Annotated in this window: 13 protein-coding genes; 7 read left to right on the forward strand and 6 right to left on the reverse strand. The window is 70.8% G+C overall.

Annotated features, from left to right (window positions below):
- Nucleotides 1-192: 192 nt before the first annotated feature.
- The 4 genes from ACTMTJ_RS10700 to ACTMTJ_RS10715 are packed head-to-tail and all read left to right on the forward strand — an operon-like array spanning nt 193 to nt 5,010.
- Complete coding sequence (locus ACTMTJ_RS10700) at nt 193-2,721, forward strand: putative bifunctional diguanylate cyclase/phosphodiesterase (protein ID WP_441215999.1); 2,529 nt, start codon at nt 193-195, stop codon at nt 2,719-2,721.
- On the forward strand, nt 2,718-3,992 hold the full coding sequence (locus tag ACTMTJ_RS10705; protein ID WP_441216000.1) for a glycosyltransferase family 87 protein: 1,275 nt from the start codon (nt 2,718-2,720) through the stop codon (nt 3,990-3,992). Before ACTMTJ_RS10700 ends, ACTMTJ_RS10705 begins: the two co-directional genes overlap by 4 nt.
- The gene (locus ACTMTJ_RS10710; protein ID WP_441216001.1) at nt 3,947-4,606 is read left to right on the forward strand and encodes a phosphoribosyltransferase; all 660 of its coding nucleotides are present in this window, start codon (nt 3,947-3,949) and stop codon (nt 4,604-4,606) included. Before ACTMTJ_RS10705 ends, ACTMTJ_RS10710 begins: the two co-directional genes overlap by 46 nt.
- A gap of 26 nt (nt 4,607-4,632) precedes the next feature.
- Nucleotides 4,633-5,010 (forward strand): zf-TFIIB domain-containing protein, encoded by a 378-nt coding sequence (locus ACTMTJ_RS10715; protein WP_441216002.1) that lies wholly within the window; start codon nt 4,633-4,635, stop codon nt 5,008-5,010.
- A 54-nt stretch (nt 5,011-5,064) separates the two neighbouring features.
- Here ACTMTJ_RS10715 and ACTMTJ_RS10720 read toward each other — a convergent pair whose 3' ends face one another.
- Nucleotides 5,065-7,719, reverse strand: a complete 2,655-nt coding sequence (locus tag ACTMTJ_RS10720) for a replicative DNA helicase (protein ID WP_441216003.1) — start codon at nt 7,717-7,719, stop codon at nt 5,065-5,067.
- Between the two features lie 366 nt (nt 7,720-8,085).
- Between ACTMTJ_RS10720 and ACTMTJ_RS10725 the strand changes: the two genes are divergently transcribed.
- Nucleotides 8,086-10,092 carry a hypothetical protein gene (locus ACTMTJ_RS10725; RefSeq protein ID WP_441216004.1) on the forward strand — a complete coding sequence of 669 codons (2,007 nt, stop codon included), beginning with the start codon at nt 8,086-8,088 and terminating at the stop codon, nt 10,090-10,092.
- A 544-nt stretch (nt 10,093-10,636) separates the two neighbouring features.
- Here the strand turns inward: ACTMTJ_RS10725 and rplI are convergent.
- From rplI to ACTMTJ_RS10750, 5 genes are all read right to left on the reverse strand, one after another.
- Nucleotides 10,637-11,089, reverse strand: a complete 453-nt coding sequence (gene rplI / locus ACTMTJ_RS10730; RefSeq protein ID WP_441216005.1) for a 50S ribosomal protein L9 — start codon at nt 11,087-11,089, stop codon at nt 10,637-10,639.
- A 14-nt stretch (nt 11,090-11,103) separates the two neighbouring features.
- Complete coding sequence (gene rpsR / locus ACTMTJ_RS10735) at nt 11,104-11,343, reverse strand: 30S ribosomal protein S18 (RefSeq protein WP_173040721.1); 240 nt, start codon at nt 11,341-11,343, stop codon at nt 11,104-11,106.
- Nucleotides 11,344-11,390: 47 nt separating this feature from the next.
- Nucleotides 11,391-11,936 (reverse strand): single-stranded DNA-binding protein, encoded by a 546-nt coding sequence (locus tag ACTMTJ_RS10740; RefSeq protein WP_441216006.1) that lies wholly within the window; start codon nt 11,934-11,936, stop codon nt 11,391-11,393.
- A gap of 73 nt (nt 11,937-12,009) precedes the next feature.
- Nucleotides 12,010-12,300: a 30S ribosomal protein S6 gene (gene rpsF / locus ACTMTJ_RS10745; protein ID WP_441216007.1), complete on the reverse strand. Its 291-nt coding sequence runs from the start codon at nt 12,298-12,300 to the stop codon at nt 12,010-12,012.
- 251 nt (nt 12,301-12,551) lie between these two features.
- Nucleotides 12,552-13,343: a hypothetical protein gene (locus ACTMTJ_RS10750; protein WP_441216008.1), complete on the reverse strand. Its 792-nt coding sequence runs from the start codon at nt 13,341-13,343 to the stop codon at nt 12,552-12,554.
- Nucleotides 13,344-13,508: 165 nt separating this feature from the next.
- Between ACTMTJ_RS10750 and ACTMTJ_RS10755 the strand changes: the two genes are divergently transcribed.
- A complete protein-coding gene (locus tag ACTMTJ_RS10755) occupies nt 13,509-14,285 on the forward strand; it encodes a deoxyribonuclease IV (RefSeq protein ID WP_441216009.1) in 777 nt (258 codons plus the stop codon).
- Between the two features lie 11 nt (nt 14,286-14,296).
- Nucleotides 14,297-16,381: a hypothetical protein gene (locus tag ACTMTJ_RS10760; RefSeq protein ID WP_441216010.1), complete on the forward strand. Its 2,085-nt coding sequence runs from the start codon at nt 14,297-14,299 to the stop codon at nt 16,379-16,381.
- The last annotated feature ends 16 nt before the right edge of the window (nt 16,382-16,397 follow it).

Consider the following 16,397-nt stretch of genomic DNA (forward strand, 5'->3'; position numbering starts at 1 on the left):
TAGGCTCCTTCTCAGTAAGACGGGGGCCAGATCGGCACATAGCGGCGAAACAATTTTCCCGCTTAGTGCATCGAAAGAAGGGGAGACGTCATGCGCGGCAGCGACTGGCAGTGAAGTAGTCCCTGACATCCCCCGACCGAGTAGGCTACCCAGTCAGATCACCGGACTTCTCGGCACCGCGAGGATCTGGCTTTGGCCGACAGACTTCGACGTGACATTGGGACCGATCGGCGGCTGCTGCTGCTTGTCGGTCTCGTCGTCGGGTTTGCCTCCGCCGCGGTCGTGGCGGCTCTCTACCTAACCTCCCACCGTCCACCCGAGCACGCGTCCGACGTCGCGACGATCGTGGCCATCACCGGCCTGATCGCGGCCGGGACTGTCGTCAAGGTGCCCCTGCGCATCCGGTCGACCACGCACGCCATCACGTGGGTCGAGGCCGCCGTCATGATCGGCCTCGGTGTCGCACCGGCTGAGTGGGTGGTGCTGAGCACCGCCGTCGGCGTGGCGGGCGGCTCGATGTTCCTGCGGTTGTCGCCGCTCAAGACGGCGTTCGGCGCGGGAAAGAACGCGTTGGTCGCGGCCGCCGCCGGTGGAGTCCTCCATCTCTTCGGATGGCAGGGCGCCGCCGCCGAGCCGCTGGAGATGATCGTCCCGCTGGCCGCGGCGTACGCCGTCGCCGCTGTCGTCGACGACGTCCTCGCCATCCCCGTGATCGCGCTGGCCGCGCAGGCGAGCATCGTCCAAAAGTTCCGCAGCAACTGGGATCTGCGTCTCGCCGGGTTCGCCGTCCGCTTCGTCGTGGTGCTGTGCACGCTGGTGCCACTCCACGCCGACCGGCGCTTCCTCATCGCGATGCCGTTCCTGATCCTCAGCCTTCACCTCTCGTATTCCGCGCGGGTGCGCTACCGGGTCGAGCGCGAGGCGTGGCAACGGCTGGCACAGGTCACCGACGCGCTCAACGACGTCGACCTCGACGCGGTGCTGAGCAGCGCCGTCACCCGCGCCGCCGAGCTCTTCTCGGTCGACGAGGTCGAGGTGGAGCTGCACGACCGGCCCAGGCTCGTGCGGGGCAACGCCCGGGGCGTCACCTACGACGGGCCCGCCGACCGGGCACCGGCCACCACGGGCTCCGTCATCCCGCGCGCCCTGGAAGGGCACGACGGTCGCGCCGACGTCGGCGAGCTGCGGCTACGGGTGCGCGGCCAGGTAAAGCTCTCCGAGCGCGAGCGGTACACGCTGCGCACCTTCGCCTCCGCGCTCTGCACGGCCGTCCGCAACGCGTCGGCGTACGAGGAGCTGACCAGGGTCGCCGACGAGCACGCGCGGGCGGCCGCGCACGACGCGCTCACCGGGCTGGCCAACCGGCGTCAGCTGCTGGAGCACGGCACCGAGCTGCTCGCCAACCGCCACGCCGACGGGGTCACCGCGCTGGTGCTGATCGACCTCAACCACTTCAAAGAGGTCAACGACACGCTCGGCCACGCCGCCGGCGACCGGGTGCTCGTCGAGGTGGCGTCGCGGCTACGCCAGGAGGCCCGCCCCGACGACCTCGTCGCACGGCTGGGTGGAGACGAGTTCGCCGTGCTCATCACCGGGCTGCCCGCGCCCGCCATCGCGGCACACCGGGCCGAGGGCCTGCTCGCCGCGCTGCACGTTCCCATGGCGCTCGACGGCATGCGGATCAGCGTCGAGGCCAGCGGTGGCATCGCGGTCGCGCCGGGCAGCGGCGGGATGCCCGAGCTGCTGCGCCGCGCCGACGTCGCGATGTACCAGGCCAAGCGCTCGGGGCAGCGCACCGCCACGTACGCCCGGGCCCGCGACACCGCCGACGTCGGCCGCCTCGCGCTCGGCGGCGACCTGCCGCGGGCGCTGACCCAGCACGAGTTCACCGTGACCTTCCAGCCGATCGTCGACCTGGGCAGCGGGGAGGTGCTCGCCGCCGAGGCGCTGGCCAGGTGGCACCACCCCGACCGGGGCAACCTCGACCCCCTGCGCTTCCTGGAGACGGTCGAGCGCTCCGGCCTGCTGCCCGCGTTCGCCGACGCGGTGCTCGACCAGTCGCTCGTTGCGGCCGGCGCCTGGCGCGACGCCGGATTCGACCTGCCGGTCGCGGTCAACGTCTCGCCGCGCAGCCTGCTCGACCCGCGCTTCCCCAGCTCCGTGGTGGCCCGGCTGCGCGCACACGACCTGCCGCCCGACCGGCTCTTCCTGGAGCTGACCGAGACGCTCACGATCAGCCAGCTCGAAGTCGTCGACCAGGTGCTCGGCCAGCTGCGCGACGCGGGCGTGCGGCTCGCGCTCGACGACTTCGGCACCGGCTACTCGTCGCTGTCCGTGCTCTCCCGCATCCCCGTACACGAGCTGAAGATCGACCGCGGCTTCGTGCGTGAGATGGAGAGCTCGCCTGAGGCGGCGGCGGTCATCCGCTCCACATTGGACCTCGGGCGCAGCCTCAACCTCGTCGTGGTCGCCGAAGGCGTCGAGAGCGAGCCGCAGCGGCGGGCGCTGTGGGAGATGGGTTGCACCGCCGGCCAGGGCCACCTCTTCGCCCGCCCTATGCCGTCGGCCCGCCTGCTCGCCGCACTGCACCGCGGCTCCGGCGGCCGCCCCGGCACGCTCGCCCCCGCGCTGCACGACGAGGGCTCGGTCATCCGCCTCTCGCCCGGCCGCCGGGCCGGTGGACGCAACCGCGGTGATCGCCTGCCACACTTGCCCGCGTGAGTGCCGCTGCCAGGGATCGCACCCTCGTCGTCGACCTCGCGCTCTACGGGCTCTCGGCCGCTTTCGCCGCCGTCACCGCGGCCACCTCGACGCTGCTGCCACACCGCGCCTGGGGCGCGGTCGCCGCCGCCGGCTACGCGGTCGCGGCCATCGCCGTCGTGGTCCAGCTCGTCGCCCACCGATCGGGTACCCGGCAACGAGCGCTCATCGCCGGGTTCGCGTTCGTCACCACGGCGCTGCTGCCGATGGTGATCCAGGCGGTGCAGCGGGCCGGCGGGCGCACCGACCGGGCCCAGGAGGAAGTGATCGTCATCGAGCACGGCGGCCAGCGCCTGCTCGACCACGGCACGCCGTACCTGTCCAGCGACACCATCGCCACCCTGCCACCGGGTGAGCAGCTGCTCGGCTACCTGCCGTACCAGCCCGGGATGGCCCTCTTCGGCCTGCCCCGCGCGATTGCCGGCGACGCCTGGTGGACGGACGCACGCATCTGGTTCGCCCTGGTCACCATCGCCGCGCTGGGACTCGCGATCCAGCTGCTCGATCGGGGACCCGCGCTGCTGCGCGCCCTTCAAATCGGCACCGTCCTCCCACTCGTACCGCTCACGATGGCGACGGGCGGTGACGACGTGCCGGTACTCACGCTGTGTCTTTTGGCTCTGGCCTTGTGTGCCGCGCGCCGTTACGGCGCGGCGGGGATCGCGGTGGGACTGGCCGCCGCGCTCAAACTCTTCGCGTGGCCGGTCGTGGCCGTGCTGCTGGTCCACGCGCTGACCGCCGGCCGTCCGCAGGTGGTCCGGCTCGCCGCCGGCGCCATCGGCCTGCCTGCGCTCGCGCTGCTGCCCGCAGTGCTGGTGGATGCCACCGCGTTCGTCGACAACGTGATCCGCTTCCCCCTCGGCGAAGGCGTCGTCACGAGCCCCGCGCAATCCCCGTTCCCCGGCTATCTGATCGCCGACAACCTGCCCGGCGGCCGGGTCATCGCGGGCGCGCTCCTCGCCGTGGCGGCGGTGGCCATCGCCGTCTGGCTCACCCGCCGCCCACCCCGCACTGCCGCCGCGGCCGCCACCATCTGCGGGTACGGGCTGCTGGCCGCGATCCTGCTGATGCCCTCGACCCGGTTCGGGTACCTGCTGTATCCGGTCGCGTTCCTGGCATGGGTGCCCGCGCTGCGCCGCCCGTCCGCACCTGGCGTGGTCGCCGGCAACGGCGTACACCTAGAGGGATGGGAGCCGCCTACCGAGACCGGCGGACGGCCGGCGCGGCGCTAGCCGACCGGCTGTGGGCCTACGCCGGCCGGCCCGAGGCGGTCGTGCTCGGTCTGGTCCGCGGCGGCGTGCCGGTGGCCGCCGAGGTCGCGACCCGGCTCGGCATCCCACTCGACGTGCTCGTGGTGCGCAAGCTCGGCGTGCCGTGGGCACCCGAGGTGGCGTTCGGCGCGCTCGGTCCGCACGGTGTGCGCGTGCTCAACGACGACATCGCCGACCGGCTCGAGCCGCAGCAGATCGCCGAGGTCACCCGCAAGGAGGAGGCCGAGCGGTCGCGGCGCGAGGAGCGCTACCGGGCCGGCCGCCCACCCCTCGACCTGGCCGGCCGGGTCACCGTGATCGTCGACGACGGCCTCGCGACCGGCGCCACCGCCCGCGCCGCCGTGGTGGTCGCGCGCCGCCTCGGCGCCGAGCGCATCGTGCTGGCCGCACCGGTCGGCTCGGCGGATGCGTGCGCCGGCCTCGCCTCGGTGGCCGACGAGGTGGTCTGCCCGGTGTGCGCGAACGAGTTCGGCGCGGTGAGCCGCTATTACCACGATTTCCACCAGGTGACCGACGACGAGGTCGGCACGATACTCGCCCGCACCGGTTCGGGGGATCGTGCCTCAGAGCCGTGAGTGGCGTCACCCGGTACCGTCGAGGGATGCAGATGACCTGTCCGAAATGCCGCGGCGAGATGCGTCAGTATGAGCGCAGCGGCGTCACCGTCGACCAGTGCGGCGAGTGCCGCGGGATCTTCCTTGACCGGGGCGAGCTGGAGAAACTCTTCGAGGCCGAGGCCAACTGGAACCAGCAGCACACCGCGCCGCCCGCCGGCCAGCGCCCGCCGGCCCCGGCCAGCGGTGGATACGCACCGCCGCCCCCGCCGCCGCCCGGTGGCTACGCTCCGCCGCCTCCCGCGCCTGCCCACGGCTACCCCGCGCCGGCCCCGGCGTACGGGGGTGGTCAGCAGCACTACGGCTACCACGGCCACTACCGCCACAAGCGTCGCAAGGGCTTCCTCGGCGAGCTCTTCGACTGAGACCCACGCTCGTCGCCTCCCGGTCCGGCGCACGCCGGACCGGGATGGCCCGCGTCAGACAATCGCCATGTCGACGAAGCGAGACAGGTGAAGCTGGGCCGCCACCGTGACGGTGTCCGTCGGACCATTTCGATGCTTCGCCACGATGAAGTCGGCCTCTCCCGCCCGCGGCGACTCCTTGTCGTAGTAGTCGTCGCGGTGAAGCAGGAGGACGACGTCGGCGTCCTGCTCGATGCTGTTGTGGGTGGCGATGCCGTTCGCGATGAAGTTGTGAGTGCCCATCACCGTGGCGTCGTAGACCTCTCGCTCGCCGAGCGGCTCGATCGAGACGATCTCATCCCAGAAGACGTCATTTGTGGCGTGCAACTCCAGGTCTGCTGACTCCAGCACCGCCGCGATGCGGGCCAGCCGCTGTCGGCTCGGCGCGCGTTTCCGGACGGCGAACTGGCGGTGCGCCATCTTCTGCTCGGCGAGAACCTCCCGAACCCGTTGCCACACGTCCGTCGGCACGGTGTCGATGTTCGTATTGCCCGCCACGTCCTCGAGCACGGACAGCAGTCTCTGGCACGCGGCGCCCCAACCGCCGTGGACGCCGATCTCACGTAAGAAGCGCAGCTGGTCATCGCGCCCGGACACGTCGAGCGCGTACTGCGGTCGGTAGGCCACCGGTCGGATCTCTCGAAGGCGGGCGGTAATGCCGAACCTCAGCAACAGCCGTGCGACATCCTCGGCCATCCGGCGACTTGTCGAACCGAAGTAGATCCGTCCCGCACGACCGGCGGTCGTCACAGATCCATCTGTCGCCCACAGGTGCCGGAGAAACATCGACACCTGCTTCTTGGGCAGCGAGAACACCCCGGCCGGCACGAACTTCTCATGCGACCGCAGTCCGAACAAGCCGAGCGCGTCCAGCCACGCCGCGATTGGGTTGCGACGGCCCCGAGCCAGCCGATAGGGCGCTGGCAGCCGAAGCGTCGTCACCCTTGCCGCCGCGTACTCGTCACGGACGGCGGTGATGCCGAAGTGCTTTGCTGCCTCTGCGACCGCCCGCAGGTTTTCCTCGTCTACGCTCGCGTATCGGATCGGCTGCCGCCGGACGAAGGAACCGTCACCGAGGAGATGGGCCAGCAGCACTATTTCCTCGTCCGCCCAAGGCTTGATGGTCAGCGGGGGCGGGATATGCCGCGGCGTGGCGAGGCGCATCCCCGCCGCCAACTCGCCGAGTGGCCGCCACCCGTCGAACGTGAGGAATGGGTGGTTGGCGGTCGCTTCGATCTCCTTGCCGGAGGCGAGCCGAAGCTGAAAGACCTCCTTGCGCCCACTGGGGAACGCATGCGTCATGGTGCGGGGCGTATATCTCAGGCTCTCGTCCAAGGCCCATACAGGGACGTCTTTGGCGCCAGAGGAGAGCAACTCGCCGAGCGTGACCTCCGCGTTGGTGTCTGCACGAATCAGTCGGGTGTCAGCGGTCACACATCCCGACTCACGAAGATCGGACAGCTGGGGGCGCTTGTCGGTGCGCTGCTCGGGACCTCGGTTGAGCTGGCTCACCGCGATCACCGGGCACTCGACCTCTTTGGCCAGCAGCTTGAGGCCACGCGACAGCTCCGCGACCTCCTGCTGGCGGCTCTCGGTGCGCTTGGGCGAGGACATCAGCTGGAGGTAGTCGACGACGATCAGCTTGAGATCGTGGCGCTGCTTGAGACGGCGCGCCTTCGCCCGGATCTCCATGAGGTTCATGCTGGGCGTGTCGTCGACGTACAGCGGGGCCTCGCTGATCTCGCCCATGCGGCGGGCCAGCTTGGTCCAGTCGTCATCGGACAGTTGGCCGGAGCGGAGCACGTGCAGCGGCACCCGCGCCTCGGCCGAGAGCAGTCGCATCACGATCTCGACCTTGCTCATTTCCAGCGAGAAGATCGCGCTCGCGCAGTTATGCCTGATGGCGGCGTTTCGGGCAAAGTCCATAGAAACTGTTGATTTGCCCAGACCGGGTCGGCCGGCGACGATCACGAGCTGGCCGGCGTGCAAGCCGTTGAGCAGGCGGTCGAGGTCGGTGAAGCCGGTCGGCACGCCGGTCATCACGCCGCCCTGGGCGCCGACCGCCTCGATCTCGTCGAGTGTGGGCTGGAGCATGTCGGCAAGCACCGCGAAGTCTTCGCTGACCCGCCGCTCGGTCACGTCGTACACGGCCTGCTGGGCCAGGTCGACCACGTCGTCGACATCGCGCCCGGCACCGGACGCGGCGCCGTAGCCGAGCTGCACGATGCGGGTGCCGGCCTCGACGAGGCGGCGCAGCACCGCCCGCTCGCCGACGATGCGCGCGTAATACGCCGCGTTGGCGGCGGTCGGCACGCTGGCGATGAGCGTGTGCAGGTAGGGCGCGCCGCCGACGCGGCCGAGGTCGCCGGTGTCGGCGAGCGCGGCGGCGACCGTGATCGGGTCGGCCGGCTCTCCCCGCCCGTACAGGTCGAGGACCGCGTCGAAAATGGTCGCGTGCACCGGGCGGTAGAAGTCGCCGGGCTTGAGGATCTCGACCACGTCGGCGATCGCGTCCTTCGACAGCAGCATGCCGCCGAGCACGCACTGCTCCGCCGCCACGTCTTGCGGTGGCGTCTTGTCGAACTGCCCGTCGAATCCGCCTGGACCGCCGGGCGGCGGGGGATCGGCAGGTGGGCGGCCAGCCGGCCGCACGTCGTCGCTGACCGACACCCGTCCCCCCTCCCCCCACGTGATCGACTCCGCGCAAGCGAACCGCACGGGTACGACAGTTTGCACGAAGGCCGAGCGGACACCATACGAAAACCCTGGTCAGCACCTCAAATACGCCGGTGGACGAGTCTTGGGACAACCTGTGGACAGTCACCCGCGGGGGTGTGTGCAGCCTGTGCACAGGCTGTGTATAACCACTGGGGATTACCCGCCCGGTAGGGTGTGACGTGGGCGGACTCGGTCCCCAAGGTGTGGAGGAAGAATTCAGGGTCTGCCGAGGCCCTGATTACGGCATATCATGACCATCGACGGATGTGCCCAGGGGCCAGTTGCGGTCTGAAGACATCAGGAAAGGTCAGCTTGACCGTGGACTACCGGGACTGGGGGTTCGACTCTCGCGACCGGCGTGAGCGCCGGTCTGCTGACGAGGCTCGCCCCCAGAGCTGGGACTACACCGGCGAGAGCGGTGCGCACCGGGCCGATCTCGGCGGCGCTGGTGGCTACCCGTCTGGCGGCTCCTCCTCCTATTCGTCCGGCGCCTCCGGCAGCATCTACCGCGGCCGCCGCCGCCAGCAGGATGACGCCGTCGCCGACGACCGGCCATATGGGCGGCGCAGTGCCCGCACCCGGTGGCAGCAGGGCGACGAAGACAGCACCGGCACCTTCAGCCGCTACGAGGAGCCCGACGACCGCGGTGGCCGCCACGCGAGCGGGTGGTCACCCGAGGTCGCGCCGACGAGTGGCTGGACCCCGTCGTCGGCGCCGACGAGCGGGTGGGTCGGCGCGGCGAGCACGAGCGAGTGGACCCGCGAGGCCTACACAGGCGAGTGGACTCGGGGCGATTTCACCGGCGAGTGGCATCGCGACACCGGCGAGCCGCTCATGCCGTCCAGATCGGACAGTGGCCGCCGCGCCGCGCCGGACGGCCGCCGCCGGACCGCCCCCGACTGGCGCGAGCTGCCCGACGAGCCCAGCGGCTACGACGACCGGCGTCCGGCCGTTCCGCCGCAGCGTGACGGCTTCACCGACACCAGCGAGTGGGTGCCGCCCGCCGGCGAGCAGGCCGGCGACGGTCAGGCGTCCCGCCCCCGGCGGCCAGAGTGGGCGGTCGGCCTCGACCCGGCGTCGACGGGGCGCCGGCGCCGATCCTGGCAAGACCAGACCGAGGCGCGGTGGCCGAGCACCCGTTCTGACAGCGGCCGCGCGGAGGAGCCCTCCGGGTCGTGGTCGAGCAGCGCGCCGGTTTCCGGCCTGTCCAGCACACCCGGGTGGTCCGGCCGGAGCGAGGTGCCGGCGGCCCGCCTCTCCGACGACGACCCGCGGTGGGTTGGCATCCCGTCGTCAGCCCCGCGGTCGCCGGCGGTCGCGTTTCCGGATGAGCCCGACTACGACGACCGGCCCGGCGCCCGGAGCACACCCACGACCTTCCGCGGCGACGACCTCAGGGGAGCGGCACCGCGCCGCGACGACCCCCCGACGACCTATCGCGCCCGCGCCGAAGCACCACCGGCCGACTGGCGCGCACCCGCCACCCCGGAGATCGAGCGCGGCGTCGCCGACGCACCTACGCGCGACTGGCGCGCACCGATCGCCGCCCCGGAGATCGAGCGCGGCGTCGCCGACGCACCTACGCGCGACTGGCGCGCACCGATCGCCGCCCCGGAGATCGAGCGCGGCGTCGCCGACGCACCTACGCGCGACTGGCGCGCACCGATCGCCGCCCCGGAGATCGAGCGCGGCGTAGCCGACGCGCCCACCCGCGAGTGGCGGGCGGCCGCCGCCGCCCCCGAGATCGAGCGCGGCGTAGCCGACGCACCTACACGCGACTGGCGCGCACCGACCGCCGCTCCGGTGACCGAGCGGGGCGTAGCCGACGCACCTACGCGCGACTGGCGCGCACCCTCGACCGTCGCCGGTGCCGAGCGTCCCGCCGCCCTGGCGCCTGGCCGCGCGGCGGCGGCAGCGCCGGCCGGGTGGCGTGCACCAGCCGCTGACGCCGGCCGCGAGCGCGCCCTGGGTGCGGCTGTCCGGCGGGTAGCGACGCCCGACGAGCTCGAAGACGAGTACATCCGCGCACCAGGCGGTGTAATGGCGGCGATCCTGGCCACCCTCGCCTGGTACACGGTGCCGCTGCTCCTGTTCGCCGTCTACACGGTCGTGCAGGGCGAGGAGTCCCAGGTGCTGGGCTCGCTCTCCGGCGGCCTGACCCGCTTCGCGGCGGCCCTGGCGGTCAGCCTGGTCGTGGCGGTCCTGCTGCGCTGGGTCAGTAATACGTGGCGTTCGGTCAGCGTGGGTCTGGCGGCCGCCGTCGTGGGCGGCGGACTGTCCACTGTGCTGCTTTCCGCGATCAGCGGCCAGCCGCTCGGCGGCTAGCGCCCGCCGGAAACCAGCGGCCAGCCCTTCTACGGCTAGGGCGCGGCGGTGTCCCGCGACGACTGGAACACCAGTGCCGTTAAACCGCCGCTATAACAGCACTGGTGTTCCAGTCGCGCCGCCGCGGGGAGCGGCGCGGGCACGCCGCTCCCCGCTTGGCTCTAGGGCCTGTTTCAAAAGGATTGTCGAGGCGAGCCGGAGTCCAGGCCGCGTCCGGTGGTGGCGGGCGTAAGGTCGCATACCGGTGTTGTACGCGGCCCTACGCCCGACGCCGCTGGTCGTGTCTGGGCTCGGCGAGCCCGGCAAGGACTTTGTAAACAGGCCCTAGCGCCAGCCGGAAACCAGCGGCCAGCCGCTCGGCGGCCAGCGCCCGCCGGAAACCAGCGGCCCCCCGGCGGCCAGCGCCCCGCGGAAACCAGCGGCCAGCTCCCTCGGCGGCCAGCGCCCCGGCGGAAATCAGCGGCCAGCCCATAGGCGGCTGGCGCGCGGCGGACGAGTAAACGAAAACGGGGGCGCCGAAGCGCCCCCGTCTGTCGTGCGTGCCTTACTTGGCCTTGACCACCGTCAGGTCGAAGCGGGCCGTGACCTCCGGGTGCAGCTTGACCCGGATCTGGTGCGCGCCGAGCGACTTGATGTGCCCGGAGAGCTCCAGCCGGCGCCGGTCGAGAGCCGGGCCGCCCGCGGCGCGCACGGCCTCGACGACCTCGGTCGGGGTGACCGAGCCGAAGAGGCGGCCGCCGTCGCCGGCGCGAGCCGACAGGCTGACCTTGGTCAGCCCTTCGAGCTGGGCCTTGATCTCGTTGGCGTGGCCCAGGTCGCGGATCTCCCTGGCCTCGCGGGCCCGTCGGATCACGCTGACCTGCTTTTCCGCGCCCTTCGACCACGTGATGGCGAAGCCCTGCGGGAGGAGGTAGTTACGGCCGTAGCCGTCCTTGACCTCCACCACGTCGCCAGGGCTGCCGAGGCCGGACACCTCCTGAGTCAGAATGATCTTCATCGTGGTGCCTCCCCTCAGCGCGCCGTCGTGGTGTACGGCAGGAGCGCCATCTCGCGGGCGTTCTTGACCGCACGGGCGATCTGCCGCTGCTGCTGGGACGTCACCCCGGTCACCCGCCGAGCGCGGATCTTGCCGCGGTCGGAGATGAACTTGCGCAGCAGCGCCGTGTCCTTGTAATCGATGTAGGTGATCCCCTCCTTGTCGAGCGGGTTCACCTTCTTCTTCGGCTTGCGAAGTGCCGCAGCCTTAGCCATTGCTCGTGCTCCTGATGATCCTGTGCCGCCCCGTCGGGGTCCCGGCATTAAAACGGAGGCTCGTCGTCGAAGTTGCTGCCGCCGCCCGAACCGGAGCTGGACGAGGCTGGAGTCGCCGTGGCCCACGGGTCGTCGAAGTTTCCTCCGCCGCCACCGCCGCTCTGGCCACCGCCACCACCGGAACCGAAGCCGCCGCCGCTACCGCCGGAGCGCGACATCTTCTGCACCTTCGCCGTGGCGTACCGCAGCGAGGGGCCGATCTCGTCGACCTCAAGCTCGTAGACGGTGCGCTTCTCACCCTCGCGCGTCTCGTACGACCGCTGGCGCAGCCGGCCCGAGACGATCACGCGGGCGCCCCGCTGGAGCGACTCGGCGACGTTTTCGGCCGCCTGCCGCCACACGGAACAGGATAGGAAGAGCGGCTCGCCGTCCTTCCACTCGCCGGACTGGCGGTCCATGACCCGGGGCGTCGATGCGACCCGGAACTTGGCGACCGCCGCACCCGACGGGGTGAAGCGCAACTCGGGGTCATCGGTCAGGTTTCCGATGACCGTGATGATGGTGTCTCCTGCCATGACCAACTCCTCGCGCACTCATCGTTTGCCGGAAGGCTGCCAGAGCCGTACGACAACACGACGAGGCTGATCCGGGCGAGCCGGCGCCGCGTCAGCGGACGTCCGGCCGGATGACCTTGGTACGCAGAATGGACTCGTTGAGCCGGAGCTGACGATCCAGCTCTGCGACCGCCTCAGGGGATGACTGCAAGTCGATGACCGCGTAGATGCCCTCGGCCTTCTTCTTGATCTCGAATTGCAGTCGCCTGCGACCCCAGACGTCGAGCTTTTCCACCGAGCCACCCGCGGTGCGGATCACGTTGAGGTACGTGTCCAACGACGGGGCGACGGTGCGCTCCTCGAGGCTTGGATCGAGGATCACCATGATCTCGTAATGACGCAAGACGTGCTCACCTCCTCTGGGCTAGTGGCCACGGTCCGTCCGTGGCAGGAGGTCGTGCGTCTGTCCGCACAAGTGACGCCGTGGGATATGCCCACGGCGACGAGGCGAACCGAACCAGGATACCGGGCTGGCCCGGCATGAAGAGCCGCGGGGCGCCCTATCCGCTTCTTTGGGTGGGACCTGGGGAGGAACGACCACACCGACGAGGTTGGATAGAAGGCGCCCCGCGGAGCCTTGTGTTGACTTGTATATTACGCGACACCCGTCCGAGTTGCACGTTGAGCGATAATCGCCCGAATTGCACCGGCTGAGACGCCCACCACGCAAACTGAGGCGATCAGCGCTAGAAGTCCAATTGGTCCGCTCTTGCGCACCGGCTGCACCGAGGAGAGCGCTTCGGCCGCCACACCCTCGTCGGTACCTGATGTGTCGTCAACGGTAGCCACGGCCTCACCCGAGTCGCCACCGTCTTCGCTGGCCATCGCTGGTTCGGGTGTCTCCGTCACGGCGGGGGAGGGTGTCGGCGTCGCCGTCGGCTCGGCCTCCGGCCGCTCCTCCCGCTGGTCGCCTTCGCCGTCAGCCGGTCGCGCCGGCGAGCCGGGCCGTGGCTTGGAGCCAGGCGCCTTGGCGCGCGGCGCCGGGACGACCTCGACCCGCACCGCCGACTCGTCGGAGAGCATGCAGCTTGGCTTGAGTCCCAGCGTGACCGGCCCGCGGTGGAACACCACCGGCGCCGCCGCGCCGTCCGCGATCTCACCCTGCGCGGCGCCGTCCAGCATCAGCTTCGCCCGGTACCCCGTCTTGTTGACCACGCGCAAGGTGGTCTCCGCCGGGATCGTGACCGAACTCGTGCTGGGATTGGCCGCACAGGAGACGCCGAGGAGCCCTCGGTCGCCGCTGAAGACGACCTCCTTGCCGCTCTCCGCGGGAAGCTGGTCCGGCGCCGGCGCGGCCTGCGCGGCGGCGGTGACCAGCAGCGGCATGGCGGCGAAGAGCGCGGCGACCGCGGTGGCGGCGGCGCGGTGTCGTGCCGGCGGCGGCATTCACCATCTCCCAGGTCGGCGGCGCGCCCGGGAGGCCGCGCTGAGGGACCTCCCGGGCTGGGTCTACTCCGAGTAACGAATTGGGCGAGTCGCCGGTGACGGGTGATTTGTCAGGAACGGCCGCTCGATGACGGACCGTCAGACCACTTCAGTAGGCTCGGCCCCATGCGTATCGGAGCCCACGTCGATTCGACCGACCCGCTGGGCGCCGCGACCGCCCGCGACGCCGACACGGTGCAGTTCTTCCTCACCGATCCCCAGGCGTGGAAGGATCCGTCGCCGCGTGCCGACGCCGAGGCGCTGCGCGCCTCCGACGTCGACGTCTACATCCACGCGCCCTACCGGATCAATGTGGCGACGCTCAACAACCGCATCCGCATCCCCAGCCGCAAGCTGCTGATGAGCCACGCCAAGGGTGCGGCCGACGTCGGGGCGAAGGGCTTGATCGTCCACGGTGGACACGTCGACAAGGTCGAAGACATCGCCACCGGCTTCGACAACTGGCGCAAGGCATTCGAGTACGCGGCGAAGGAGGGCGGCTTTGCCACCCCGGTGCTGATCGAAAACACGGCCGGCGGCGACAATGCCTGCGCCCGCCGCTTCGACGCGCTGGCCCGGTTGTGGGACGCGATCGGCGACTTCGAGCCCGGCTTCTGCCTCGACACATGTCACGCGCACGCGGGCGGCGAAGACCTGCTGACCGCCGTCGACCGGATCAAGGCGATCACCGGCCGCATCGATTTGATCCACGCCAACGACTCCAAGGACGACTTCGACTCCGGGCGAGACCGCCACGACAACCTCGGGAGCGGCAGGATCGACCCCGAGCTCGTGGTCGCCGTCGTGCGCGCGGCCGGCGCGCCGGTTGTGGTGGAGACCCCGGGCGGCGTCGACGGCCAAGCCGCCGACATCACCTTCCTGCGCGACCGAGTCGGCCGATAGGACCCCATTCCATGAGTACGGAGCAGCCGCAGGTCGTCGATGACGATCCGACGGTTCCGGAGTCGAGCGCGGCGCCCGAGGCCGACCAGGCCAAGCGCGACGAGACCGCCGTCAGCGAGCCCAAGAGCGACAAGGCCACCGACGCCGAGGGGACCACGGTCACCCAGGCCGGCGAAAAGACCGAGGCTGACGAAAAGACCGACACTGACGAAAAGGCCAAGGCCGGCGAAAAGACCGAGGACAAGACAGCCGAGGCCGAGCAGGCCGGGGACAAGGCAGGCGACGCCAAGGGCGAAAAGGCCACGGTGGAGGGGCGGCCGCGCGACCCGTTCGCGGCGTTCGCGCCGGAGCCTGAGCTGCCACCGACCAGGCGTCAGCGGGTCGGGCGGGCGATCGGCCGGTTCCTGATCCACGAGTGGACCCTCGCCGTCCTCGGCTGCATCGTGCTCGCCGTGCTGATGACCTGGCCGACCCTGCGCTATCCGCTGCACACGCTCCCGCAAGACTTTCACGACCCGGCGCTACAGGCCTGGCAGATGGCCTGGTCCGGCCACATCCTGCTGAGCGACCCGGCCCACCTGTGGGATTCCAATACCTTCTTCCCGGAGCGGCTCACCTTCGCGTTCTCCGACACCCTGCTCGGATACGCGCCGGCCGGCATGCTGGGCGACGGCCCACAGGCGGCCATCCTCCGATACAACATCATTTTCGTGCTGGCCCACGCGCTGGCGACCTTCGGGGCGTATGCGCTGGTCCGCCAGCTCGGCGCGGGTCGCACCGGCGCGATCGTGGCGGGGGCCGCCTACACCTACGCGCCCTGGATGCTGGCGCAGGCGGGACACCTGCACATCGTCTCCAACGGCGGCATCCCGCTCGCGCTGGCGATGCTGGCCCGCGGGCACGGCTACTCGTTCGCGCACGGATATCGCGACGACCGGCGCCACGCGGGGTGGGCGCTCGCCGGCTGGCTCGTCGCGGCGTGGCAGCTCAGCCTGGGTTTCGGCATCGGCCTGATCTTCGCGTACGTGCTTGGCGCGCTCTCGCTCGTCGCCCTGTTCACCTGGTATTGGCGCAAGGCGTTGCGGTGGGCGGTCAGGCGGCGGTTCGGTGCGCGCCTGGCGCTGGCCGACCTTTTCGGCGGCCTGATCTTCGCGGCGACGGGAGTGCTGCTCGCCCTGCCGTACTTCGAGGTGGCACACCTGCACCCGGAGGCGACCCGCCGTGTGCAGGATCTGGAGGCGTACGCGCCGCCGCCAAGCGGCCTCTTCATCGCGCCGCCAGAGTCGCTGATCTGGGGTGACCTGCACGAAAACGTGCGCGACGGCCTCCGGTGGCCGGCCGAGATGGCCGTCCTGCCCGGATACGTGCTGTACGCGCTCGCCCTCGCCGGCCTGTTCTTCTCGATCTGGAAGGTGCGCCACCGGCTCCTGCTGCTCGGCGGCGTGCTGGTCACCGGCATCCTGGCGCTCGGCCCCAACTTCTTCGGCGGCAAGTACACGTATCTGCCGCTCTTCGAGTACCTGCCGGGTTGGGACGGCCTGCGTACGCCGGGCCGGCTCATGCTGTGGACGACGCTGCTGCTGGGCATCCTGGCGGCGGGTGCGGTGAGCGCGCTGGTGCGCCGGGTCAACGAGATCGCCGCCACGCGGTTGACGCTGCGCCCAGGCGTACTGCTCCGCATCGTCACGCTGGTGCCACTGCTGCTGGTGCTGGTCGAGGGCCTCAACACCACACCGCACCCGGCCGTGCCCCCGCAGCCCGCGGTGATGCGCACCGACCCCGGGCCGATCCTCGTGCTGCCCTTCAACCTGACCTACGAGCAGACCGTCATGCTCTGGTCGACCACGCGTTTCCAGCCGGTGGTCAACGGCGGGAGCGGATTCACGCCGGTGCGGCAGGAGCGCACGCGGGAGGCCGCCAAGACGTTCCCCGATCAAGCCAGCGTCGACTACCTGCGCGAGCTGGGCGTCAAGACGGTCGTGATGCTCCGCGACGAGCTCGACGGCACACCGTGGCAGGCGGCCGTCGACCTGCCCGTCGACGGGCTCGGCATCCAGCGCGAGGAGATCGGCGACACGATCGTGTACCGGCTCTGACCCCGGCTGGCCGGGA

This window comes from Phytohabitans sp. LJ34, from assembly GCF_052068095.1.
In the GTDB taxonomy this organism is placed as follows: Bacteria; Actinomycetota; Actinomycetes; order Mycobacteriales; family Micromonosporaceae; genus Phytohabitans.

Coding starts and splice junctions, on each gene's coding strand:
- ACTMTJ_RS10710 (WP_441216001.1), top strand. CDS start 3,947: ATGGGAGCCGCCTACCGAGACCGGCGGACGGCCGGCGCGGCGCTAGCC.
- ACTMTJ_RS10750 (WP_441216008.1), bottom strand. CDS start 13,343: ATGCCGCCGCCGGCACGACACCGCGCCGCCGCCACCGCGGTCGCCGCG.
- ACTMTJ_RS10760 (WP_441216010.1), top strand. CDS start 14,297: ATGAGTACGGAGCAGCCGCAGGTCGTCGATGACGATCCGACGGTTCCG.
- rplI (WP_441216005.1), bottom strand. CDS start 11,089: ATGAAGATCATTCTGACTCAGGAGGTGTCCGGCCTCGGCAGCCCTGGC.
- rpsR (WP_173040721.1), bottom strand. CDS start 11,343: ATGGCTAAGGCTGCGGCACTTCGCAAGCCGAAGAAGAAGGTGAACCCG.
- ACTMTJ_RS10755 (WP_441216009.1), top strand. CDS start 13,509: ATGCGTATCGGAGCCCACGTCGATTCGACCGACCCGCTGGGCGCCGCG.
- ACTMTJ_RS10715 (WP_441216002.1), top strand. CDS start 4,633: ATGCAGATGACCTGTCCGAAATGCCGCGGCGAGATGCGTCAGTATGAG.